A 23,451-nucleotide genomic window follows, 5' to 3' on the forward strand; every position below is an offset into this window, starting at 1 on the left:
CGCGCACCGCGAGCCGCGCCCGGGGCTCTAGCATGGGCTCGTGTCCCTCAGCCTGCGCAAGCTCCTCCTGAATCCGTCCCTCCACCTCCGACTCGTCGTGGGCGGCGCCGAGGGCACCCCGGATGACGAGGCGCTCGACCGGGACTTCGAGTGGCTCCACGCCACCGACATGATCGACCCCACGCCGTTCCTCGGGCCGGCTGAGGTGATCCTCACGCTCGGCTGGCAGTTCCCCGTGACCGAGGCCGCCGATCCCGCCGTCGACGAGGTGCGCGTCGCGCCGGCGCGGCTCGCCAGGATCTACGACGACTACGCCGCGCTCGTCGCCGCGCACGGCGTGATCGGCATCGGCTTCGCGAGCGATGTGCTCCACCGCGGGGTGCCGCAGCCGCTCGCCCAGGCATGCCGACGGCACGGGCTCATCCTCTTCGAGATCCCCTATGAGATCTCGTTCATGGACCTCCTGCAGGAGGCGGCCCGCGTGCTCAAGCGCGACCAGACCGAGCGCTACGGCCGGTCGCTGCGCGCTCAGAAGGCCATCGCGAACGCGGCAACGCGGCGGGACGGGCTGAACGCCACGCTGCGCGAGACGGCGCGGCAGCTCGGCTGCGGCGTCGCGCTCTACGATCCGCTCGGCCATCCGGTCACAGTGATCGATCCGCCCGAGGGCCGCCGCGTCCCCGAGCAGCAGCTCACGGCGACGGTGCAGGAGACCCTCGCGAGCGGCCAGCGATTCCGCTCCGTGCAGGCCACGCCGGATGTCGAGGCGGTGCTCCAGCTGCTCGGGGAACCCGGCGAACCGAGCGGCATGCTCGTGCTCACCCTCAGCCAGGCCTTCGACGACGTCTCGCGCAACGTGCTCTCGAGCGTGCTCGCGCTGGTGAGCGTCTCCCTCGAGCAGAACCAGGCTCTCGAGGCGCTGCACGGCACCCTCCGCGAAGCGCTCCTGCAACTGCTCCTCTCCGGCAACGTCGCCGTGACCTCGCACATCGTCGAGAGCGTGTGGCGGCCCCTTCCCCGGCTCCCCCTCGTGACGCTCGTCGGGCTGCCCCGCCAGTACGACGCCGCGCGCGTGCTCCCGGCCCTCGAAACGCTGCAGGCGCAGGAGGACCTCCGCATCTTCTTCGCGCGCTATCGGAGCGACATCGCGGTGCTCGTGAGCGAGCCCGACGCGGAGCGCGTGATCGCGCACCTGCGCTCCTTCTCCCTGACGCTCGGCCGCTCCCGCTGCGAGCGCTGGGAGGGCCTGGGCCTGGCCCTCGAGGAGGCACAGAAGGCCGCCGAGTTCGGGCTGCGCCGCGACGCCGACGAAGTGACCGCGTTTCCGGACATCTGGCGGGCGGGCGTCTCGGACCTGATCGATTCCTCGGACGCAGCGCACGTCGCGCGTCGCCTGCTCAGCCCGCTCACGGAGCACGACGCGGCCCAGGGCACCGAGCTGCTGCGCACCCTGAGCGTCTGGCTCAGCCATCACGGACGCCCACTCCCCGCCTCGCGCGAGCTCGCCGTCCACCGGCACACGCTGGCCCATCGACTGCAGCAGATCTCGCAGCTCACGGGCGCCGATCTCGAGGACTTCCAGCTGCGCGCCGAGTTCGCGCTCGCCCTGCGCTACCACCAGTCCTAGCAAAACGGCCAAGTCCGCCCGGTTTTCTCGACTGATTGTCGCAAGCGGTTCCGCACTCGGCATCGACAGAACGTCGACCGCACGCCTGAATTTCGGCGTTTCGTCGGGTGCACGTGGCGGCTGCGCGCTCCATGCTGGTGAGTGGTCCATCTGCGACCGCACGCAAAGGAGCGATGTATGACGAAACTCAAGAGGAGCCTCGGCTTCGGCGCCGCCTACGCGGCCTCGACCGGACTCGTGGTCTCCGGCACCGCGATGGTGTCGCTCGGAAACGGCTTCGGCACGGGCGGCCTCGCCTTCGCCATCCCCGCGTTCATCGGGCTCATCATCATCACGATGGTCGCGATCTCGTACGGCGAGCTCGCCGCGATGCTGCCCGGCGGCGGCATGGTCGGCGAGTACACGCTGCCCGCGCTCGGGCGCCTCCCCGCGATCCTCGCCGTCCTCGGCGGCTATCTCGTGCTCGTCTCCGCCGACGGCGGCACGCAGCTCATGGTCGCGGGAGACTCGTTCGAGGGGCTCACGGGCTTCCCCGCGCCGGCGTTCTCGTTCCTGCTGCTCGGGATCCTGCTGACGCTCAACATCTCCGGCGTCGACATCTTCGCCCGGGTGCAGATCCCCGTCGTCTTCGGCATGATGGGCATCCTCGCCGTCATGGGTCTCGCCGGCGTGTTCGGCTTCACCGCGCAGACTCCGGTCGACAACCCGCTCCTCAACACCGACTGGGGCACGCTCGCATCCATGGGCGCCGTGGCGATCTGGCTCTACATCGGCATGGAGTTCGTCGCCCCGCTCGCCGAGGAGGTGCGGAAGCCCTGGAAGACGATCCCGACGGCGATGATCGTCGGCGTCACCACGATCTTCCTCGTGGACGTGCTCTTCGGCTGGGGCGCCACGCGCTTCGCCGATCTCTCGGAGATGGCGAGCTCCTCGATCCCCCACGTCGTCGGCGCCACCGCGATCTTCGGCGCGACGGGCGGGCTCATCATGACGGTCGTCACGATCCTCGCTTCCTTCTCCACGGGCAACTCGTACCTGGCCGCCATTCCCCGCATGCTCTACGGCCTCGCGAACGAGGGGCTGCTGCCGAAGTGGCTCGCGAAGGTCAGCCGCCGCACGCGGGTGCCCTGGGCCGGGATGATCGTCACCGCCGCATGCATGGCCTCGGTGCTGCTGTACTCCAGCTTCGCGCAGGGCGGCATCGAGCTCATCCTGAACCTCATCAGCATCGCCTGCACCACGTGGCTCTTCAGCTACATCATCGCCCAGGTGGACGTGATCGTGCTGCGTCGCCGCTACCCCAATGCGCGCCGCCCGTTCAAGACGCCGTTCTACCCCGTGCCTCAGGTGCTCGGGATCGCCTCCTGCGTCTACCTGATCGTGTTCATCGTGCCCGAGATGTCGCAGCGCATCGTCATCTGGTCGAGCGCGGCCGTGATCCTCGGCGCGATCGCGCTCTTCGCCGTGATCTGGCTGAAGCGCAACCGCCTGCCGCTCTTCACGCCCACCGACCTCACGCACACGCAGAACAACATCGTGGTCCGCTCCGAGAGCCTCGAGGACGACGAGGTCGCGCGATGAGCGCCTCGGCTCCGCGCTTCGGCGGCCCGATCCCGGGCACCGGCCCCGCCGGAACCCGGGGACGCGGATCCCGCCCCCGCAGGCACCCGCTCGCCGGGCACGGCCCGATCGTGGATCGCGCTCGCGCGGCGCTGGCACGCACCGCGGCCGAGTTCGGCGAGGTCGTCCGCCGGGAGCAGACCTCCGTGACCGCGCGCACGAGCGACGGGATCGAGGTGACGCTCAGCTACGACGGCGGCAACTTCATCTTCTCCCGCGTGTACAACCTCACCGTGGAGATCGCGCTGCCGGAGGCCTCCGATGTGCCCACCGGGCTCACCCTCTCGCACCGCGAGCGCAGCGGCCCCCGCTTCGTACGGAGCGGATCCCGCAGCTCGGCGGATCCGCGCCTCGACGCGCTGCACGCGGCCGTCGGTGCGCAGTTGCGCGCCGTCGACCTCGTCTCAGCCCGGGTCTCCGGGCCTCGCGCGACGCGGACGCTGACGCTCACCCCGCTGGGCGGCTCCTACGTGTGGGTGCTGATCCCGCCCGTGTTCAAGGCGACCGCGTTCCCCGCAGGCGAGCCCGAACGCCTCCTCGAGATCGCGCGCACCCTGCGCGACTGGTCCCCTGTCTCCGCCTGATTCCGTGCCCGTGAAAGGACTCTCCCCCATGATTACTCTGAACGCCGCCGTCTTCGTCGGCCCGCAGCAGCCCCTCGAGCTCCGGGAGCTCACCATCTCGAGCGAGCCCGGCGCGCAGGAGGTGCTCGTGCGACTCGCTGCCTCCGGTGTCTGCCACAGCGATCTGCACGCGCTCGACGGCGACTGGGAGACGCCCGCTCCCCTCGTGCTCGGCCACGAGGGTGCCGGCGTGGTCGTCGCTGTCGGCTCCGAGGTGAGCGAGCTGGAGGCGGGCGACCACGTGATCCTCTCGTGGACTCCGTCGTGCCAGAAGTGCGAGTTCTGCGTTTCCGGACGCCCCGTGCTCTGCCAGCTCGCGAACGAGACCGCCTACCAGCACGTCTTCTTCGACGGGAAGCCGCGTCTGCGCGATGGCGACGAGGACGTGCGCAGCTTCCTCGCGGTCGGCTCGTTCGGCGAGTACGCGATGGTGCCCGCGTCCGCAGCGATCCGGATCCGCAAGGATGCCCCGCTCGCGCAGGCGGCGCTCGTGGGGTGCGCCGTGACAACCGGGATCGGGGCCGTGACGAACACGGCGGGCGTCGAGCCCGGGAGCACGGTGCTCGTCGTCGGGTGCGGCGGCGTGGGCCTGAACGTGGTGCAGGGCGCGCGCCTCGCCGGGGCGAAGCAGATCATCGTCGCCGACGTGAGCGCGGAGAAGCTCGAGCTCGGCCGCACCTTCGGTGCGACGCACGTGATCAACAGCCGGGAGGTCGATCTCGTGACCGCGGTGCACGAGCTCACCGACGGCCGGGGCGTGGACTACGCCTTCGAGGCGATCGGCCTGCCGTTCACGATCGAGGCCTGCTACGAGGCGGTTCGGCGCGGCGGCACCGCCGTCGTGGTCGGCCAGGTGGCCGACGGCGTGAAGATCTCGATCGACCCGTTCGTGATGAGCGATCAGGAGAAGCGCCTCATCGGCTCGAACTACGGTTCGAGCCGGCAGTCGATCGACTTCCCGAAGATCATCGACCTGTACATGGAGGGGCTCGTCGATCTCGACTCGATGGTCACGGATCGAATCCCGCTCAGCGGTGTGAACGAGGCGTTCGCTGAGATGCGCAAGGGGCGGGGCATCCGCACCGTGATCGAGTACGGCCTGGACGACTAGGCGGGCGCGCAACGAGCCCCGGATCCCCGCTCGGGATCCGGGGCTCGCTGCGTGTCCGGGGCGTGCGCGTGTACTCGGGCTGGGCTGGCTGTCTGGCGGGCTGGGCTGGCGGGCTGGGCCGGCCCAGCGGGGGCTGGGTCGGTACTCAGGCCTGGAAGCGCAGGATACGGTCGAGGGCTTCGGCGACCGCGCTCTCCCCCGCGGCGTAGGAAAGCCGCACGGCGCGGTGCCCGGCGAGCGGGTCGAAGTCGGTGCCGGGCACGACGGCGACGTCTCCGCGTTCGAGGAGCGCACGGGCGTAGGCCGAGGAGTCGGCGAAGCGTTCGAGCTGGGGGCCGAGCTCGGAGTAGTAGTAGAAGGCCCCGTCCGAGGGCGCGGCGGCGCCCCAGTTGAGCGCGGGGGCCGCGTCGAGGATGAGCGCGCGGGCGCGTGCGAAGCCCGCGACGATGGCGTCGCGCTCGGCGTAGCTCTCGGCGGAGAAGGCGGTGAGCGCGAGCTCCTGCGCCGGGGCGGGTGGCGACAGGGCGAAGTTCGACGCGAGCGCCTCGACCGGAGCGACGAGCGCCTGGGGCAGGATCGCCCAGCCGAGCCGCCAGCCGGTCATCCCCCAGTACTTCGAGAACGAGTTGATCACGACAGCCTCGGGGTCGAGCTCGCGCAGAGTAACCCCGCGCGGGTCCGCGGCGCCGGGCTCGGGGAAGGTGATCCCGTGGTAGATCTCATCGCTGATGATGCGCACCCCGTTCGCGACGCACCAGCCGACGAGCGCGGTGAGCGGCTCGCGTCCGAGCATGGTGCCGGTCGGGTTCGCTGGCGAGGCCAGGACGAGGCCGGCGAGCGGACCGTGCTCGGCCACCGCCGCGGCGAGCAGCTCGGGGGTCGGCTGGTAGCGGGTCTCGGGGCCCGTGGGGATCTCGATCACGTGCACGCCGAGCGCGGTGAGGATGTTGCGGTAGGCGGGGTAGCCGGGGCTCGCGAGCGCGACGCGATCGCCCGGGTCGAACGCCGCGAGGAAGACGAGCTGGAAGGCACCCGAGGAGCCCGTGGTGACCGCGACTGTGGCGGGATCGACCTCGACGTCGTACCAGGAGCGGTAGTGCCCCGCGATGGCTTCCCGCAGCGGCGTCGTGCCGAGCGGGCCGGTGTAGCCCGCGGGCTTCAAGGTGCCGGGGGCGGGGCGGGCGCTCGGCTCGCCCGCGCAGAGCGAGACGATGTCGTGGCCGGCGGCGCGGCGGCGTGCCACCTCGTCGGTGATCTGCATGACCTCGAATGCGGGGATGTGCGAGCGCGCCGAGGCGCCGAGCTGCGGGCCGGTCGGCGCAGCGTCGAGCCGGTGCGCGGGCGGGGTCTTGAACGGGCCTCCGGAAGTGATCATGCTCCCACGCTATCCTGCGGCGCGGCCGCGGTGGCGGTGGCGGCCGTCGCAGGGGCGGCCGTCGCGGGGGCAGCGGCGGGTGCGCCGGCGGGCACCGCCGCGTCGAGGTGCCGGAGGAAGATGATCAGCCAGGCGAAGATGATGCCCGCGGCCACCAGTTCGAACGCGGCCAGGTTGTAGTACTGGATCGGCCAGAACAGCAGCGCGGAGACCGCGATGCCGATCAGCACCACGTCGGAGAAGAGCAGGAACGCGCGCGAGAAGCCGTCGAGCACCCAGCGCAGGCCGATGAGCAGCGCACCGAAGATCACGGCCATGCCGGTGGCGAAGGTGTTGTGGACGATGAGGCTCACGTTGACGGGGACGAGCCCGACCCCGGCGAGGCCGATGCCGATGCCGAGAAAGGCCCACTGCACGAGACGCACGTTGCGGGTGCGACTCGGCGGGGCCGCGCTCGCCCAGACGGCGAGCGAGCGGGCGATGAGCGAGCCGAGCGAGGCCATGAGCATGCCGCCGACGATCAGCGTCGAGTTGAAGACGATGCCGCTCAGCCCGTCGCCCACCCCGAGCTCGCTGAAGTGCAGTTGCCACCACTCGGCGTCGCTCGTGGTGAGCATGGCGACGAGCACGCCGCCCGTCATGAAGACGGCGAAGAGGGTCGAGAGCCGGGTCGTCGTGAGGTCGCCACCGGAGAGCGTTCCCGCGTACGCGCTCACGGCGCTGAGCAGGAGCGTGATCATGATGCTCGTGAAGGCGTCGACTTCAAGTCCCATGAAGCCGCGGATGAGCACGGAGGTCGTGATCCCCACGAGGAGGATGGCAATGCCCGCGTGGACGAGCCCGATCGCGAGCGCGTTCACCACGGCCTGCGCGCGCACGGCGCCGCGGGGCCAGCCCGGGGCTGGCGGAATGGGCGAGCGCAGGTGCTCGACGACCGCGGCGATCGCGGCAGCGGCAGCCGAGAGCACGATGCCCACGCTGCCCGGGGAGACGGCGCCCCACAGCGGGACTGGTCCGTGGAACGCGATGAGGCCCGTGACGAGGGCGACGGCGGCGGCAATCACCGCGGCGGCGAAGGCGCGCGACTCGCGCCGCAGCCGCGGGGAGTCGCGGACGCCCTCCTCGCCGGGGTAGAGCAGGCGGAACACGGCGTCGAGCGCGCGACGCACCCGCGGAGGCACCGGCGCCGCGGGTGCCCCCGGCTGTTCTGAGGTCTCGCTCGTCTGGCTCATGGGCTCAGTGTAGGTGCGCGCCCGCGGGGAGCGGCCGCGCCGCGCGCTCCGTGAGTCGCAGATATCCGGAGAGCGCGGCGAGTCCTTCCGCGCTCGTGGGGAGGCCCTCCCCCAGCCGTTCGGAGGAGACGAGGTGCGCAGCCCACTGGGCCCGGCTGATCGCCACGTTCAGGCGGTTGCGCATGAGGAGGAACTCGAGCCCGCGCGGCACGTCTTCCGGGCTCGACGCGGCGAGCGTGACGATGGCGAGCGCGGCCTCCATCCCTTGGAAGCGGTCGACGGTGCCGACCCGCACGTGCGGGAGCCCCGCAGCGGCGAGGGCCGCGGAGACGCACTCGACCTGCGCGTTGTACGCGGCGACCACAATCACGTCCCGCGCGTCGAGCGGGCGAGCGCCCTCGCCATCGTGCAGCGTCCCCGCGAGCGCCGCGCGCACGAGCGCCACGACGGCACCGGCTTCCTCCTCCGAGAAGGTCGCGTTGCCCGCGTGCGCCACGGGGTGCCAGACGAGCCCCTCCGGGCCGCAGCCGGACACGCGGCGCTCCTCGGCGCTCGGGTGCGCGTGCAGCCTGCCGCCGTAGGAGAGCTCGGAGACCACGTCGGCGAGCGCGGGGCGCATGCGCCGCGTCTCCGCGAGGAAGTAGCCCCGGTCCTCCGGGATGGTGTCGTGCTCACCGATCACCCAGGCGAGCGCCGAGGTGTCGACCGGTTCGGGATGCGTGCCCTGCGAGACCTGCGGCAGCTGCTGCGGGTCGCCGAGCAGCAGGAGCCGCTCGGCCGCGACCGAGGCCGCGATCGTCGGCGCGAGCGAGAACTGCCCTGCCTCGTCGATGACGAGGAGGTCGAGGCCGCGCCGGTCGAAGCGGGCCGCGTTGCTGAAGTCCCACGCCGTGCCGCCGATGACGCAGCCGCGCCCCAGCTCGGCGTTGTCGCGGAGGAAACCGCCGTGGCCGTTCCGCCCGATTACTGTGTAGGGCGGCTCCACGGCCCCCTCCTCGAGCGCGCCGCCCTGCGGAACCTTGCCGACGGCGCCGGGGTGCATGCCCGCAGCGACGACGCCCTCGAGCACGTTCTCGACGACGCGGTGCGACTGCGCGACGACACCGATCCGCCAGCCGTCCTGCTCCGCGAGCGCGCGGATCACCCGGGCGGCGAGGTAGGTCTTGCCGGTACCGGGTGGCCCCTGCACGGCGAGCGCCGCGCGATCGAGCTGCCGCAGGCTCGCGACGACCGCACCGATCGTGCGCGCGTCCTCATCGCCGCCTCCCGCGCGAAGTGCCTCCGGCGACTCCGGGCGGATGAGCGGCCGGTCGCCGCGCAGCCGCGGCGGGTCGCGGCGCAGGAGCCGCACGACCGGATCGGGGAGGTCCTCCCCGGCATCGAGCGCATCGAAGTAGTCCTGCCCCCACTCCTCGATGGCCACGCGCTGCTGCCCCTCGTTCGGCGGCGGGCCAGGCGTCACCGCCACGGGCAGCGCCGCGAACGGCGCAGCATCGCGGGGCAGGGTCTCGGCGACGAGCATCGCCTCGCCGTCCCTCCCCACGATCCGCGCGAGGCGCGCGGTGCGCTCCCCCGGGCCGGTCCTCGGGTCCGCGAAGGGCGCGGGAGCCGCGTAGACGAGGAACACCTCTCCGCTCGCGCGGGACGAGCTCCCGGGAGCCAACTCGCCGTCGAGCCTGAGGATGCGCCGGTCGACGCGGGCGCGCGGCGGCCGGTGCCACGGCTCCTCCACCCGGCTGCGCTCGGGGTCGACGACGAGCACGTCGCGGGTCTCCGCCCAGTCCTCGATCGGATCGACGAGGCGGGCGAAGTGCTCCCACCAGAAGGACTTCCGCTCGCGCGCGTGGTAGTCGATCGCGCTCCCCGCGAGCGCTGCGGCCACGCGGTCGCGCGGATCGGCCGCCGTGGCCGCCTGCTCGGCGAGCGCGCTCGCGAGACTGCTCACGGAGAACTCCTGCGCGGTCTCGGGCTCGGGGCGGGGCGCGGGAGCAATGCCGCGCTCGCGCGCGATCCCGAGCAGCCAGTCGCGGAGCCGCAGCGTCGATACGCAGTCGTACCGGTTGTAATCCTCGATCGCATCAAGCCGGCGCTGGCCCGCGGCCCGCACTGCGGGATCGGCGCTCGCGAGCTGCGCGGAGGCATCCGCGTACTCGGTGACGGACTGGGCGGCGCTCGTCACGCCGGCCTCGTCGCGGAGTTCCTGCCCCATGTACAGCGGTTCGAGCTTCTTGATCGAGTAGGAGCGCGACCCCACGAGCAGCGCGCGCCGCACGATCGGGAAGAGGTCGACGAGCACCCCGTCGCGGAGTAGCGCGTCGACCGCCGCCTCGCCGACGCCGTGGCGGGCGGCGATACTCAGCAGGTGGGTCCGTTCGTACGCGGCGTAGTGGTAGATCCGCATCCCCGGGTGCGCCGCCCGGCGCTCCGCGACGAGCGCGAGAAAACGCTCGAGTGCCGCGCGCTCCGCGTCGAGGTCGTGGGCCCAGAGGCCGGTGAAGCGCTCGTCCGCGTCGACGAAGCCGAACAGGTAGTCGATGCCCCAGCGCGCCGCGTCCCCCGTCCCGGGCTCCCGGTAGAGCGGATCCCCCTCGAAGTCGAAGAAGAGGTCGCCCGGGTTCGGCTCCGGGATCGCCGCGAGGGCTGCCGGCTCGACGACCCGCACGGGCGGCGGCCCCCCGGGGGTGGCGCCGAGCTGGGCCTCCGCCTGGGCCGCGATCCGCACGAGCGCCGCTGGACGGATCCCAGCTACCTGGCGCGCGCCGGCGACGATCTCCGGCAGCGCCTCGGCGACGCGTTCGATGGTGTCGAGTCCGTCAGCGCGGAGCGCGTCGCGCTGCGCACCGCGGATTCCGGCGATGAGCAGCGGGTCCCGCGTCCGCTCGATCTCCGGGGCGCACACCTCGCACCGCCCGCAGGCGGCGATGCCCGGGCTGCCCCACGCGAGTGGCGCGGCGCTCGCCCGCTCGCCGTCCCCGCCGCGCACCGCAGCACGGTCGAGGATGAGCCGGTGCAGCCGGGCCCGTCGCGCACGGAACACGGGTGCCACGTCAGCGATCCGGTGCACGGAACGGGCGCCATCGCCCAGGATCAGCGTGGCGTGCGGTGCGACGGGGACGCCGATGCGCTCCAGCTGCTCGGCATACGCGGCGAGCTGCATGAGCGCGGTGACCCGAGCCCGCCGCGCGAGCTTCGTGTCCTCGACGGCGTACTCGCCCTCCGGCGTCAGCCGCAGGAAGTCCGCGAAGCCCACGAAGCCGATCTCGGGATCCATCGCGTCGGCGGCGCGCTGCGCCGGATCGAAGAACGTCGCCTGGAACACCACCTCTGCCCCGCCCCGCAGCGCCGCGAGCGTCTGCCCGGCCACGCGCTCGAGCGCCGGCTCCGACATCCCGTCCGGGCGCGGAATCTCCACCACGCCACCCGAGGCCCCGAGCTCCCCGATGCCGAGCTCCTCGCGGTACGCCGCGAGCGTGCGCTCCTCGTGCGCATCGCCGAGCCTGGCCGCGCGGGCGAGCATCGCATCGTCATCAGGAGGCACGACCACGTCGCGCCCGAGCTTCGCGTCCACACGGCGCAGAAACGCGAACTCGCACGCGCTCGCGGCCGTCAGATCGCTCGCGCTCGTGACGAATCGCTCGCCGCCTTCTGCGCGCTGCTGCAGGAACATACGGCTCCTCTCCTCGGGACGGGCCGCCCCGCATCGACGGGGACCGGCTTCGCTCACGACGGTATCGCGGACCCCGGACAATCCGGTGGATCTCCCGGTCCACGGCAGTTTCGCGGCGGAAGGCGCTAGAGTGGGTGCTACAGGGCGTGTTGAACCCGCCCCGCGTCGCTGATTTTCAGCCGCTCGCCGCAGCAGGGCGAGCCGCAGGAGCTTTCGCGGCGAACGACTGCGCGATCCCGCGCACTCGCCGAATCCGCAGCCCGCGTCCGCCCTCCGGCACGACTTCCGTCCGCCGCGCGCTGCACCACTGCAGAAAGGTCCCCGTGACCGAGACCACCACCCCCACGTTCCAGTCGCTCGGCGTGCCGGCCCCCATCGCCGACGCTCTCGCGAAGAACGGCAAGTCCGCGCCGTTCCCGATCCAGCGCGACACCCTCCCCGACACGCTCGCCGGCCGCGACGTGCTCGGCCGCGGCCGCACCGGATCCGGCAAGACGATCGCGTTCGGCATCCCGCTCGTCGCGAACCTCGCCGAGAACGTCGTCGCGAAGCGCCGCCCCAGCCGCCCCCGCGCCATCGTGCTCGCCCCCACCCGCGAGCTGGTCACCCAGATCGCGGAGACCGTGAAGATGCTCGCCGATCCGGTCGGCGTCAAGGTCACCACCATCTTCGGCGGCATCCCCCAGCGCCGCCAGGAGGTCGCCCTCGAGGGCGGCGTCGACATCGTGGTCGCCGCCCCGGGCCGCCTCGACGACCTCATGAAGCAGGGGCTCGTCTCGCTCGACGGCGTCGAGATCACCGTGCTCGACGAGGCCGACCACATGGCGGACATGGGCTTCCTCCCGGTCGTCACGCGGATCCTCAACAAGACCCCGAAGATCGGCCAGCGCCTGCTCTTCAGCGCGACGCTCGACAACGGCGTGGACGCGCTCGTGAAGAAGTACCTGCACGACCCGATCCTCCACTCGGTCGACTCCGCAGAGTCCCCCGTGCCGCAGCTCACCCACCACGTCTTCGAGGTGTCGGGCAAGGACGACAAGGACGCGCTCATCGAGGCACTCGCCTCCGGCACCGCGCGCCGCATCTTCTTCACCCGCATGAAGCACCAGGCGAAGCGCCTCGCGAAGCAGCTCACCGCGCGCGGGATCCCGGCGGTCGAGCTGCAGGGCAACCTCTCGCAGAACGCTCGGGATCGCAACCTCGCCGAGTTCGTGAGCGGCGACGCGAAGGTCCTCGTCGCAACCGACGTCGCCGCGCGCGGCGTGCACGTCGACGGCGTCGAGCTGGTCGTGCACATCGACCCGCCCGTCGAGCACAAGGCGTACCTGCACCGCTCCGGCCGCACCGCGCGCGCCGGCAACGAGGGCGACGTCGTCACGCTCGTGCTCCCCGAGCAGCGCGGCGAGATGCGCCAGATCATGCGCGCCGCGAAGATCCGCGTCACGCCGCGCCCCGTCAACCCGAACGCCGCGAGCATCGATCCCGAGGTGCTCGCGCTCATCGGCGAGGTCGCGCCGCGCGTCGATCCCCGCGAGACGGAGCGCCGTCGCGCCGAGGCGCAGGCCGCGCAGCAGCGCGCCGCGGGCCACAACCCGCAGGGCCAGGGCCAGTCGACGGGCGCCAACGCGAAGCGCAAGCGCTCGCGGGGCGGCCGCGGACGCGGCGACGGCACGGGTGCGGGCGCGGCGGGCGCCGGCGCAAACGGCGGCCGGAACTCGCAGGGCGGCGGGCGCGGCCAGGGCGGTCGCGGCCAGGGCGGCGACTCCGGGCGCGGCCAGGGCGGCGACTCCGGGCGCGGTCAGCAGGGCGGCGCCGGGCGCGGCCAGGGCCAGCAGGGCTCGGGTCGCGGACAGGGCGGCGACTCGGGTCGCGGTCAGCAGGGCGGCCAGCGCCGCCAGGGCCGTCGCGCGCAGGGCGGGGGCACCGTCTACTCGACGAGCTCGCCCGGCGCGTAGTCGCTGAGTCCAGGGCCGGGCCGCGCATCTCACGGTGCGCGGCCCGGCCCTGTGCATTCCTGCGCTGCGTTCCTCGATTGCGGTCCTGGATCGTGGTCCTGCACCGCGATCCAGCCCCGCGATCCAGCCCCGCCACCCAGCTCCGCCCGCAGACTCCTCGGAGAAATCCGAGATCTCGGAGCCTCCCCTCCGCAGAATCTCCGAGATTCTGGATTTCTCCGTGAAATGGGGGCGACCGCCTCGACGGGGATCGCTGTGGTCGGCACGGAAACCCGACCGCGACTTCCGCGTCGCGCGACAGCACGCGGAGGCCGCGCGGCCATATACTTTTCTGATGGGCATTTACGGGCAGCTGGGCAAGAATCCCGGCGTATTTCGGGTGTTGGTTTCGCAGCTGCTGGCCCGCTTCCCGTTTGGGATGCTCTCGATCATCCTGCTGCTCCACATCCAGGTCACGTACGGCGATTACACGTCGGCCGGCCTCGTGCTCGCCACGCAGAGCATCGGCCAGGCCGTCTCGGGCCCGCTGAGCAGCCGCCTCATGGGCCGGCTCGGCATGCGGCCCGTGCTGTCCGTCACGTCGGTGGTGTGCTCGGTGCTGCTCGTCACGATCGCGCTCGTGCACCTGCCGCTCTTCGTCGTCGCCGGGCTGGCGCTCCTCGTCGGCCTCACGACGCCGCCCGTGACGCCCGCGGTGCGCACGATCTACCCGAAGCTCGTGCCGAGCTCGCAGCTCTCGGGCCTCTTCTCGCTCGACGCCGCCGCGCAGGAGCTCATCTGGGTGCTCGGCCCCGTCGTCGCCGTGTTCGTCACCTCGCAGTTCGGCACCACGACGGGCCTGTGCGTCGCGGCGGGGTTCATGGTGCTCGGCGGCGCCTGGTTCATCCTCAGCCCGGCCATCGGCCAGGTGAAGATCCCGCCGTCGAAGCGCGGCTTCGGTGCGGTGCTCCGCTACCCCACCGTCGTGATCTCGACGATCGTCGGCTTCTTCTTCGTCGCATCGTTCGCGGCGATCGAGGCGGGCATCGTCGCGGCGTTCTCGACCGGCGCTGGTGCCGGGCACGGGAGCATGGAGTCGGGCATCGTGCTCGCGCTCTTCGCGGGCGGTTCGCTCGTGGGCGGCCTCCTCATGGGCCACCGCGAGCTGCGCCCCACCTCGCTGCTCCTGCGCATCCTCGTGGTCCTCGCGGGCACGCTCGCCTGCCTCGTCAGCCTGAACATCTGGTGGCTCGGCACGGTGCTCTTCCTGGGCGGGCTCGGCACGGCGCCGGCGTTCGCGGCGATCTCGAGCATCGTCAGCTCGACGGTGAAGTTCTCCGAGACCGCCGAGGCATACGGCTGGGTGGGCACGGGCCAGCTCGTGGGCGTGGCGACCGGATCCGCCCTCGCGGGCATCGCGATCGACGTCGCGGGCGCGCACGGCGCGATCGTCGTCTCGGCGACGCTCCTCGCGATCTGCGCGATCGTCGCGGCGTCGACGCTGCGCTGGCTCCCCGATCTCCGCGGCCGCTCGATCGAGTCGCCGCCCGAGACCGGCACCATCACCATCCCGCTCAACTAGCGCCGCTCCGAGCCGCCCGGTTCACAGCCGACTGCCGGGCACGCGCCGCCGCGCCGCGGCTAGGGTGAGGAACATGATGCGCCGCCGTTCCCTCGCCCTGCTCGCCGCCTCCGCGCTGCTCCTCGCTCCGCTGAGCGCGTGCGCCGCGCTGCCGGGCTCCTCGGCTCCGGGCGGAGCGCCAGGCAGCGCCACGCTCGACGCGACCCCGCTGCCCGGTGACCTCGGGGGAAGCGGGGATCTCGGGGGAAGCGGGGATCTCGGGGGAAGCGGCGAGCGGCTGGCCGGCGAGGCGATGAACGCCGATGCGGGGGCCGAGCGCTCCCTCACGCGCAGCGCCGAGCTCGCGCTCACCGCGGACGACGTCCGCGGCACGGCCGACCGGGCGGTGAAGATCGCGGAGGGCGCGGGCGGCCGGGTCGACTCGCGCACCGAGGACGCCGGAACGGGGGCGGGATCGGGCAGCAGCAGCCTCTCCCTCCGGGTGCCCGCGGAGCGCCTCGACGCGACCCTCACGGAGCTCGCCGCGCTCGGTACGGTCGAGCGGCAGAGCGTCAGCGCCGTCGACGTCACCGCGGAGCACGTCGACCTCACGGCGCGAGTCGAGGCGCTCGAGTCCTCGATCGCGCGGCTCACGCAGCTGATGGCCGACGCGAGCACGACGAGCGAGCTCCTCGAAGCCGAGTCCGCGCTCTCCTCCCGGCAGCAGGAGCTCGACGGGCTCCGGGCGCAGCTCACGTGGCTCGAGGGACAGGTCGATGAGGCGACGATCTGGGTGAGCGTCTCCGCGCCGACGGTGCTCCCGGGCGGCGGTCCCTCGAGCTTCTGGGACGGCGTGCTCGCCGGCCTGCAGTCGATCGGCGCGGCGGCCTCGGGTGGTCTCGTGCTGCTCGGGATCCTGCTCCCGTGGTTCGTGATCGGCGCGGTGATCGCGGGGGCCGTGCTGCTGATCGTGCGCGCTGCGCGACGCCGCCGGGCCGACGCGGCGCGGCGACAGTCGGAGGAGGGCCCCGCTCCGGAGGCTACGCCAGAGACGCGCTGATCTCGGCGAGCGGGATCTCGGTCTCGAGGATCCGCTCGGCCGCGCGGTGCCCCGAACGGAGCGCCGCCGTGACCGTCGCGGGATCCTCCTCCCAGGTGGTCTCCCCCGCGATGTGCAGCACGCCGCCGATCGGCTCGGCGAGCCGCTCGTGGTCAGCCGGCTCCGCGCCCACCCGGAGGAAGGCGTAGGAGCCGCGCGACCAGGGGTCGTCCTGCCAGTGCGTGACGTGCGCGTGCACCGGCTCGGGCGTCTCGGCGCCGGTCACCTCGCGGAGCGCGGCGAGCACGGAGGCGACGACCCGCTCGTCGTCCCACTCGCGGATGGCCCGCGCGCAGGGCCCCGCGGCGAAGGTGAGCAGGGTGGGTTCGCCGCTCATCGCGGTGACGTCGTACCAGGAGTGCCACCACTCGCCGGCCGGGCCCTGCCGGCGGATCGCGTACACGTCCGCGTCCCAGAACCGCTCGGGGAACCGCAGGAAGACCTTCTCGAAGGCGTTCATCTCGAGCCCGGCGAGCGCCGCGGCCTGCGGTGCGGGGAGCGGCGGCTCGATCTCGATCGCACCCGCCTGCAGCACGCCGACGGGAACGGTGAGCACCGCGCGCTCCGCGGTGAAGCGCTCCGTCCCGGCGGAGACCCGGACCCCGTCGGCGGCCCACTCGATGCGGGTGACGGGGGTCTCGAGGCGCACGTCGAGGCCCGCGGCGAGCCCGTCAGCGAGCCGGTCGTAGCCGTCAGGGAAGACGACCTCGTCGCCGTCGACCGCGTCGTCGTCGAGACCGTGCGCGTCGAGGTCCGCGATCCAGGCGCCGTACTGCTCCTCCGTGCGGTGCTGGAGGTACTCGCGCACGCGGGCGGCACGGTCCGGCTGCCAGTCGAGCCGGGCGAGCGTCGCATCCACGGCGTCCGCATACGAGGCACCCGCGGCGATGCCCGCCACGGTGTCCGCGAGCTCCTCATCGAACGCGGCGACATCGTCGATGAACGCCTCGGCGTCCGCGCCGCTCAGGCGCGCGCCGTCGGGATCGAAGTACGCGACGGGCCGCCCGCCGGCCTGGAAACTGCCCATTGTGAACTCGAGATCCCGCATCCCGAGCGCGCGGGTGGCCGCGTGGACCGGGCTGTCGTCGATGCCGTGGATCCAGGATGCGCCGAGGTCGGTGACGCGCCCGCCGAGCCGCTCGGTGTGGAGCCGCCCGCCGATGCGCTCGCGGGCTTCGAGCACCACGACGCGCCGGCCCGCACGGGCGAGGAGGCGCGCGGCGGTGAGCCCGGCGACGCCGGCGCCCACGACGATGACGTCGCAGTGCTGCGGGGTGGTGGCTGACATGGGATCCTCCTGCGGGCGGGTCGGGCGAGGTGGGCGGGTCGTGCGGGGTGAGCGGGGAGAACTGGGCGAGCGGCTTACTCGTCCGGGACGAGCACCTCGGTGTCGCGGTTCAGGCTCTCGCCGCGGAAGAACGGGCGCGAATTGGGGCGCAGCCACCAGAGGGCCATGAGTACGAAGCCGATGAGGATCGCGCCGACGCCGATCACGAACGCGCCGCCCACGCCGAGCAGCACGGTCTCCCCGTAGTCCTTCGCCCACATGTCGATGGCCGACTGCACGAAGGCGTAGCCGAGCATGAGGCCGCCGAGCGCGGGGAGGATCCCGCGCATCCACAGGTTGCGGGCGCTCTCGCGCAGGGTGTCGCGGAAGTACCAGACGCACGCGAACGAGGTGATCGCGTAGTAGAGGGCGACTGCGAGGCCCATCGAGGTGAGCGAGTCGGCGAGCATGTCCTCGGAGAGGAGCGACATGCCGACGTAGTAGACGATCGCGGCGAGGCCCATCACGGTCGTGGAGAACCACGGGGTCTTGAACTTGGGGTGCAGCTCGGCGAACTTCGCCGGGAGCGCGCGGTAGACGGCCATGGAGAGCGTCCCGCGAGCGGTCGGCAGGATCGTCGTCTGCGTCGACGAGGCCGCCGAGAGGAGCACGCCCAGGATCAGGAACCAGCCCCAGGGCCCGAAGAGGGCGCCGCCGAGCACGGTGAAGACGTCGTCGAGATTCGCCTCGTTCGTGAGCCCGAAGCCCGTGTCGCCGAAGCCCGCGAACATCATGACGGCGACCGAGACGCCGACGTACAGCACGATCAGCACGACGATGCTGGAGAGCGCCGCGCGGCCGGGGGTCTTGCGCGGGTTCTTCGTCTCCTCGTTGAGCGCGAGGCAGGTGTCCCAGCCCCAGTAGATGAAGAGCGCGAGCAGCACGGCCTGCATGAAGCCGGACCACGAGGTGAGCTCTGCGGGGTTGAACCAGTTCCAGTCGAACGCGACGGAGCCGGCGTTCGAGCCGTCGCCCGCGTGGAGCAGCGCGAGGGCGCCGAAGAGCACCATGGCGAGGATCTGGATCCCGACGAGCACCATCTGCAAGCGCTCGCCCATCTGCACGCCGATCGTGCTGATGAACGTCATGATCGCCATGAAGACCACGGAGGTGCCGATCACGATCCCGCGGTTGGCCGCGAACTCCTCGTTCCCGAGGAGCAACCAGAAGTACTGCCCGGTGATTTCGCCGACGTTGGCGAGCACCATGATCGAGGCCACGGCGACCGCCCACCCGCCGATCCAGCCCGTGACGGGCCCGAAGGCCTTCGTGCCCCAGACGAACGTCGTGCCGCAGTCGGGCATCGCCCGGTTGAGCTCCTGGTAGGCGAAGGCCGCGAAGATCATCGGGACGCACGCGACGATGAAGACGAGCGGCGCCTGCGCGCCGACCGCGACGATCACGTAGCCGAGCGTCGCGGCGAGCGAGTAGAGCGGGGCGGTCGAGGCGAGGCCGATCATCGTCGAGCCGACCACGCCGAGCGCGCCCTCGTTCAGCCCTTTTCCGACGTGGATGTGACCGGTCTCGGTCGCGTTGTCCAAGGTGTGCTTCGTCATTGCAGTACTTCTCTCGATTCTGGCTGCGTCGCCAGGCGCTCCATTACGTCACGCGCACAACTCAATGTCGCTGTCATGCACACTGACATTCTTGCACCATCGGGCGGGACTCGCGCGCCACCCCGGTGTTCAGCGGCTGCACAGGCGCCGTTCGGCCAGCGAACCGCCGTCCCGCGATTCTCGGGCGAGCGCCCGCAAATGCGACGGATTTCGCGGCGAAACGCCCCATACGCTGTCGAAATCCGCAGCATACGCACGCTGGATCCACGTGAAGTCGATGCGCGCCGCGCTAGTGCGCGGCACCCCGGTGTGGGAGACTGGGGGTTGTCACTATCCCCGACGAGTCACTAAGGAGTGAGTCATTTATGGGCACGTTCGCCGTAATTAACCCGGCTACGGGCGAGACCATCGCCGAGTACCCCGATGCGACCACGGAGGAGATCGAGGCCTCGCTGGCCGCGGCCCAGCAGGCGTACACGGAGTGGGCACGCACCACGACCGTCGCCGAGCGCGCCGCGCTCGCGAAGCGCGCCGCGGAGCTCTTCGATGAGCGCAAGGACGAGCTCGGCGCCATCATCAACCGCGAGATGGGCAAGCCCCTCGAGCAGTCGGTCGGCGAGGCGGAGTTCTCCGGCGCCATCACCGCCGCATTCGCGGACAACGCCGAGAAGTGGCTCGCGGACGAGGAGCTCGAGGTCGAGGACGGCCTGAAGACGTTCTTCCGCTTCCAGGGCACCGGCGTGATCCTCGGCATCATGCCGTGGAACTACCCCTACTACCAGGTCGCGCGCTTCGCCGTGCCGAACCTGATCCTCGGCAACACGATCGTGCTGAAGCACGCTGCGCAGTGCCCCGAGTCGGCGCTCGCGCTTGAGCAGCTGTTCCTCGACGCCGGCTTCCCGAAGGGCGCCTACGTCAACGTCTTCGCGACGCACGAGCAGATCTCGGACATCATCGCCGACGACCGCATCCAGGGCGTTTCGCTCACGGGTTCGGAGCGCGCAGGCGCGATCGTCGCCGAGCAGGCGGGCCGCGCACTCAAGAAGTGCGTGCTCGAGCTCGGCGGCTCGGACGTCTTCCTCGTGCTCGACACGGATGACCTCGACCACGCGGTCGAGCACGCCGTGGGCGGCCGCATGGAGAACACCGGCCAGGCCTGCAACGGCTCGAAGCGCATCGTCGTCATGGACAAGTACTTCGACGAGTTCACCGAGAAGTTCAAGGCCGCGATCGCCGGTCAGTCCTACGAGGCTGGCGACTTCGGTCCCATGTCCTCCGAGGCTGCGACGAAGACGCTGACCGCACAGGTGCAGGGCGCGCTCGACCAGGGCGCCGAGGTGCTCGTGGGCGACAACGCTCCCGAGGGCAACCTCTACACCCCGTCGGTGATCACCAACATCACCCCCGCAATGGACGTGTACAGCCAGGAGCTCTTCGGCCCGGTCGCGCAGCTCTACAAGGTGTCGAGCGACGCCGAGGCGATCGCCCTCGCGAACTCCTCGCCCTACGGCCTCGGCTCGGTCGTCATCTGCGACGACCTGGACCGTGCGGAGCAGGTGGGCAACCAGCTCGACGTGGGCATGGTGTTCATCGGCGGCGCCGGCCTCGAGGGCGCCGACGTGCCCTTCGGCGGCGTGAAGAAGTCGGGCTACGGGCGTGAGCTCGGCAAGGTCGGCATGCTCGAGTTCGCGAACAAGAAGCTCTTCCGCTTCGCCGCGAAGTAAGCCCTGCGGGGTGCGGAGCTGACGGCGCGTCGGCCCGCACCCCGAAGGCCTCACGCAGAGGGGCCCGGATCCGATCTCGGATCCGGGCCCCTCTGCTGTGTCCTGCCGCGCTAGCGCGGCAGGAACACGGGCTCGAAGAACGCCCCGACGGCGGCCGGGTCGCTGAGCGGGAGCACGGCCGACACGTAGTGGTCGGGGCGGACGATGACGACCGCCCCGTCACGACTGATCCCGCGCAGCTCGAAGATGTCCTCCCCCGGCTTCGCCGCGTAGATCTTCTCGTAGTCGACGAGCTGGAACGGCCCGCTCAGCGGCAGGAACAGCTTCGACACCCGGGAGATATCGACGCCGTGGTGCTCCTGCTGGAACACGGCCTTCACGTCGAACAGCGCGTCGAGGTCCGCGCCGAGCGGCGTGAAGCGCTGCAGCGGAGACGCCGTGTTCGCGAGCATCCATTCGGCCCAGCGCTCGAGCTGCGTGCCGTCCGCGTCGGCGAACGCGTAGACGCGGAACCGACCGTCGGCCCGGTGGTGGTGGCCGAGGTGGACGTCGACCGCGTCGGCGACGCGCGTCGTCCGCACGGACTTGAAGCGCTTGCCGATCGGGAAGCCGCTCGCAAGCGCCTGGTGCTCGGCGTCGCCCGTGAGCATCGACTCCGTGTACTCCGTCATGAAGCCCGCCGGGAACTCGGCCGTCTGCACGTAGAACTCCTCGAGCTGCGAAGGCGAGTCGAACTCCTCCGGCTTCTTCGCCATGAGCGTCGACCACTCCTTGTCGAAGTCGATCAGGTTCTTCGCGGTGACGCGGCGCTCATCGGAGTAGGTCTGCAGCAGCGACTCGGGGCTCAGCCCCTCGAGCACGTAGCCAAGCTTCCAGCCGAGGTTCCACCCGTCCTGCATCGAGACGTTCATGCCCTGCCCGGCCTTCGCGCTGTGCGTGTGGCACGCGTCGCCCATCAGGAACACGCGCTGTTTCCCGTCGGGAGCGGTCTCGGCGTCGTCGAACCGGTCCGTGAGGCGGTGGGCAACCTCGTAGACGCTGTGCCAAGGCACGTTGCGCACGTCGAGGGTGTACGGGCTGAGGATCGCGTTCGCCTGCGCGATCACGTCCTCGAGCGGGGTGTTGCGCACCTGGCCGCCGTCGTGCTCGTCGGTCTCGCCGAGGTCGACGTAGATGCGGGCGAGGTGGTTGCCCTCGCGCGGAATGTGGAGGATCGAGCCGGCCTCCGAGTGGATGATGCACTTCTTCCGGAAGTCGGGGAAGTCGGTCACCGCGAGCACGTCCATGACGCCCCACGCGTGGAGCGAGGTGGAGCCCTGGAGCGAGCCGCCGATCGATCGGCGCACCTGCGATCGCGCGCCGTCAGCGCCGATCACGTACTTCGCGCGGACCACGCGCGTCGGGCCGACGCTCGCGTTGTCGGCCGCCGCGGCGTTGATGCCGGCGCCGCTCTGGCCGGTGACCTCGCGGAGGGTGACGGCGACGGGGTACTCGCCCTCGCCGACCTCGAGGTCGACGAACTCGTAGCCGTAGTCGATATCGCCGCGCGCCGGGGCGCGGCGGGCGTACTCGGCGAAGTAGTCGATCACCCGCGCCTGGTTCACAATGAGGTGCGGGAACTCGCTGATCCCGTTCGGATCGTCGTCGGTGTGCCCGGTGCGCACGATGCGGTTCGGCTGCGCGGGGTCCGCCGACCAGAACGCGGTCTCGGTGATCTGATACGCCTCATCGATGATCGCGTTCGCGAAGCCGAAGGCCTGGAAGGTCTCGACGCTGCGCGCCTGAATGCCGTCCGCCTGGCCGAGTACGAGGCGTCCGTCGCGGCGCTCGACGACGCGGGTGACGACGTTCGGGAACTGCGCGAGCTGGGCGGCGGCGACGATGCCGGCCGGCCCGGAGCCCACGATGAGCACGTCGATCTCGTCGGGGAGCTCGCTCGGCCGATCGAGCCCGACGCCCGCTGCCGGCTGGACGCGGGGGTCCGTGGAGACGTATCCGTGGTGGTGGAACTGCACTGTTTCTCCTCACTTGCCCGACCGAAGCCCGGCCGTGTTCACCATTTGAACACGAAGTTTGAATATCGCACAGCTAGGATAAACCGCGGCGCGCGATCGCACAACATGGCACGCACCCAGTATCGGGCCACAATGGAAGCATGACGACCCCCCGAGAGACCGGCGCGCCGACGGCCGGCTCCCAGACGCTCGCGCGCGGCCTGCGCGCACTCGAACTCCTCGCCGACGCGGAGTCCCCCATCACGATCACCGAGCTCGCGGCGGGGCTCGGCGTCCACCGCTCGAACGCGTACCGCATCCTGCGCACGCTCGAGCAGCACCGCTTCGTGGTGCGGGACGCGGCCGGCCGGATCCGCCTCGGGCCGAAGCTCACGGTTCTCGCCCGCGGCGTCGCCCCCGTGCTCCACACCGCAGCGACCCCGGCCGTGTCCGAGCTCGCGTACGCGCTCGGCATGACCGTGTTCGTGACCGTGCTCGACGCGGACGAGGTCGTCACCCTCGTCTCGGTCGAGCCCTCGAACGTGTCCGCGACGATCGCCCGCAACCCCGGCGTTCGCCACCCCGTCGACCGCGGCGCCCCCGGCCACGCCATCGAGTCGATCCTCACCCCCGCCGAGCGGGCCGCAGCCTTCGGCAACCCCGAGCCGAGCGCAGCCGCGCTCGAGGCGCGGCGCGATGGCTACGCGATCAGCCGCAACGAGGTGATCGACGGCGTCACCGCGATCGCCGTGCCACTGCGCATCGAGGGCGAGCCGCCCGCCGCGCTCGCGGTCGTGCACTTCAACCTCCCCGAGTCGGTCGACGCCGTGGTGACGGCCCTGCAGGCCGCGGCGGATCGCATCACGCAGAACTACCGGTAACCGCCCGGCCACCCACTAGGATGAATCTGTCCAGCTCGGTCGGCAGTTCTGACCCGGCCGGCTAAGGCGCGCGAAAAAGGGGCGCTGCTGCAGAGCATCGCTGCTCTCGCGAGACATACA

General features: G+C 71.6%; 15 protein-coding genes. 9 read left to right on the top strand and 6 right to left on the bottom strand.

Going from position 1 to position 23,451, the window contains the following annotated elements:
* The first annotated feature begins 40 nt into the window (after positions 1 to 40).
* The 4 genes from U874_RS0100895 to U874_RS0100910 all read left to right on the top strand — a co-directional run bounded on the left by U874_RS0100895 (position 41) and on the right by U874_RS0100910 (position 4,981).
* Positions 41 to 1,627 (top strand): PucR family transcriptional regulator, encoded by a 1,587-nt coding sequence (locus U874_RS0100895; protein WP_025132667.1) that lies wholly within the window; start codon positions 41 to 43, stop codon positions 1,625 to 1,627.
* Between the two features lie 177 nt (positions 1,628 to 1,804).
* The gene (locus U874_RS0100900) at positions 1,805 to 3,208 is read left to right on the top strand and encodes an APC family permease (protein WP_025132668.1); all 1,404 of its coding nucleotides are present in this window, start codon (positions 1,805 to 1,807) and stop codon (positions 3,206 to 3,208) included.
* On the top strand, positions 3,205 to 3,831 hold the full coding sequence (locus U874_RS0100905) for a hypothetical protein (protein ID WP_025132669.1): 627 nt from the start codon (positions 3,205 to 3,207) through the stop codon (positions 3,829 to 3,831). Before U874_RS0100900 ends, U874_RS0100905 begins: the two co-directional genes overlap by 4 nt.
* Before the next feature lie 28 nt (positions 3,832 to 3,859).
* On the top strand, positions 3,860 to 4,981 hold the full coding sequence (locus U874_RS0100910; protein ID WP_051582743.1) for a Zn-dependent alcohol dehydrogenase: 1,122 nt from the start codon (positions 3,860 to 3,862) through the stop codon (positions 4,979 to 4,981).
* Positions 4,982 to 5,126: 145 nt separating this feature from the next.
* Here the strand turns inward: U874_RS0100910 and U874_RS0100915 are convergent, their stop codons facing one another.
* From U874_RS0100915 to U874_RS0100925, 3 genes are read right to left on the bottom strand one after another with little or no spacing between them, the layout of a single operon-like run.
* Positions 5,127 to 6,356 carry a pyridoxal phosphate-dependent aminotransferase gene (locus U874_RS0100915; RefSeq protein WP_025132671.1) on the bottom strand — a complete coding sequence of 410 codons (1,230 nt, stop codon included), beginning with the start codon at positions 6,354 to 6,356 and terminating at the stop codon, positions 5,127 to 5,129.
* The gene (locus tag U874_RS0100920; protein WP_025132672.1) at positions 6,353 to 7,588 is read right to left on the bottom strand and encodes a DUF998 domain-containing protein; all 1,236 of its coding nucleotides are present in this window, start codon (positions 7,586 to 7,588) and stop codon (positions 6,353 to 6,355) included. Before U874_RS0100920 ends, U874_RS0100915 begins: the two co-directional genes overlap by 4 nt.
* A gap of 4 nt (positions 7,589 to 7,592) precedes the next feature.
* Positions 7,593 to 11,255 carry a bifunctional RecB family nuclease/DEAD/DEAH box helicase gene (locus U874_RS0100925; RefSeq protein WP_025132673.1) on the bottom strand — a complete coding sequence of 1,221 codons (3,663 nt, stop codon included), beginning with the start codon at positions 11,253 to 11,255 and terminating at the stop codon, positions 7,593 to 7,595.
* Positions 11,256 to 11,578: 323 nt separating this feature from the next.
* Here U874_RS0100925 and U874_RS0100930 point away from each other — a divergent pair, with 323 nt between their 5' ends.
* The 3 genes from U874_RS0100930 (at position 11,579) to U874_RS13990 (ending at position 15,810) form a co-directional block, all read left to right on the top strand.
* Entirely contained in the window at positions 11,579 to 13,210 is a 1,632-nt protein-coding gene (locus U874_RS0100930; RefSeq protein WP_025132674.1) for a DEAD/DEAH box helicase, read from the top strand.
* A gap of 334 nt (positions 13,211 to 13,544) precedes the next feature.
* Entirely contained in the window at positions 13,545 to 14,771 is a 1,227-nt protein-coding gene (locus tag U874_RS0100935; protein WP_025132675.1) for an MFS transporter, read from the top strand.
* 73 nt (positions 14,772 to 14,844) lie between these two features.
* On the top strand, positions 14,845 to 15,810 hold the full coding sequence (locus tag U874_RS13990) for a DUF4349 domain-containing protein (RefSeq protein ID WP_051582744.1): 966 nt from the start codon (positions 14,845 to 14,847) through the stop codon (positions 15,808 to 15,810).
* On the opposite strand, the gene U874_RS0100945 is transcribed toward U874_RS13990, so the two are convergent.
* Together U874_RS0100945 and U874_RS0100950 are read right to left on the bottom strand one after the other, a co-directional pair.
* Positions 15,791 to 17,137 (bottom strand): NAD(P)/FAD-dependent oxidoreductase, encoded by a 1,347-nt coding sequence (locus U874_RS0100945; protein WP_025132677.1) that lies wholly within the window; start codon positions 17,135 to 17,137, stop codon positions 15,791 to 15,793. The two genes, U874_RS13990 and U874_RS0100945, sit on opposite strands and share 20 nt — an antisense overlap.
* A 74-nt stretch (positions 17,138 to 17,211) precedes the next feature.
* Positions 17,212 to 18,732 (bottom strand): APC family permease, encoded by a 1,521-nt coding sequence (locus U874_RS0100950; RefSeq protein WP_025132678.1) that lies wholly within the window; start codon positions 18,730 to 18,732, stop codon positions 17,212 to 17,214.
* Between the two features lie 365 nt (positions 18,733 to 19,097).
* Here U874_RS0100950 and U874_RS0100955 point away from each other — a divergent pair, with 365 nt between their 5' ends.
* Positions 19,098 to 20,456 (top strand): NAD-dependent succinate-semialdehyde dehydrogenase, encoded by a 1,359-nt coding sequence (locus U874_RS0100955; RefSeq protein ID WP_025132679.1) that lies wholly within the window; start codon positions 19,098 to 19,100, stop codon positions 20,454 to 20,456.
* Between the two features lie 110 nt (positions 20,457 to 20,566).
* Here U874_RS0100955 and U874_RS0100960 read toward each other — a convergent pair whose 3' ends face one another.
* Positions 20,567 to 22,471 (bottom strand): FAD-dependent monooxygenase, encoded by a 1,905-nt coding sequence (locus U874_RS0100960; protein ID WP_025132680.1) that lies wholly within the window; start codon positions 22,469 to 22,471, stop codon positions 20,567 to 20,569.
* A 140-nt stretch (positions 22,472 to 22,611) separates the two neighbouring features.
* On the opposite strand from U874_RS0100960, the gene U874_RS0100965 reads away from it, so the two are divergent.
* Positions 22,612 to 23,331: an IclR family transcriptional regulator gene (locus U874_RS0100965; protein WP_025132681.1), complete on the top strand. Its 720-nt coding sequence runs from the start codon at positions 22,612 to 22,614 to the stop codon at positions 23,329 to 23,331.
* Positions 23,332 to 23,451: the final 120 nt, after the last annotated feature.

Origin of the sequence: Leucobacter sp. PH1c (assembly GCF_000633415.1) — a bacterium.
Classification (GTDB): Bacteria; Actinomycetota; Actinomycetes; order Actinomycetales; family Microbacteriaceae; genus Leucobacter.

Bases quoted from the DNA above. Each gene is read 5' to 3' on its own strand.
- U874_RS0100935 (WP_025132675.1), top strand. From the start codon at position 13,545: ATGGGCATTTACGGGCAGCTGGGCAAGAATCCCGGCGTATTTCGGGTG.
- U874_RS0100900 (WP_025132668.1), top strand. From the start codon at position 1,805: ATGACGAAACTCAAGAGGAGCCTCGGCTTCGGCGCCGCCTACGCGGCC.
- U874_RS0100965 (WP_025132681.1), top strand. From the start codon at position 22,612: ATGACGACCCCCCGAGAGACCGGCGCGCCGACGGCCGGCTCCCAGACG.
- U874_RS0100920 (WP_025132672.1), bottom strand. From the start codon at position 7,588: ATGAGCCAGACGAGCGAGACCTCAGAACAGCCGGGGGCACCCGCGGCG.
- U874_RS0100910 (WP_051582743.1), top strand. From the start codon at position 3,860: ATGATTACTCTGAACGCCGCCGTCTTCGTCGGCCCGCAGCAGCCCCTC.
- U874_RS0100945 (WP_025132677.1), bottom strand. From the start codon at position 17,137: ATGTCAGCCACCACCCCGCAGCACTGCGACGTCATCGTCGTGGGCGCC.
- U874_RS0100950 (WP_025132678.1), bottom strand. From the start codon at position 18,732: ATGACGAAGCACACCTTGGACAACGCGACCGAGACCGGTCACATCCAC.
- U874_RS0100905 (WP_025132669.1), top strand. From the start codon at position 3,205: ATGAGCGCCTCGGCTCCGCGCTTCGGCGGCCCGATCCCGGGCACCGGC.
- U874_RS13990 (WP_051582744.1), top strand. From the start codon at position 14,845: ATGATGCGCCGCCGTTCCCTCGCCCTGCTCGCCGCCTCCGCGCTGCTC.
- U874_RS0100925 (WP_025132673.1), bottom strand. From the start codon at position 11,255: ATGTTCCTGCAGCAGCGCGCAGAAGGCGGCGAGCGATTCGTCACGAGC.
- U874_RS0100915 (WP_025132671.1), bottom strand. From the start codon at position 6,356: ATGATCACTTCCGGAGGCCCGTTCAAGACCCCGCCCGCGCACCGGCTC.
- U874_RS0100955 (WP_025132679.1), top strand. From the start codon at position 19,098: ATGGGCACGTTCGCCGTAATTAACCCGGCTACGGGCGAGACCATCGCC.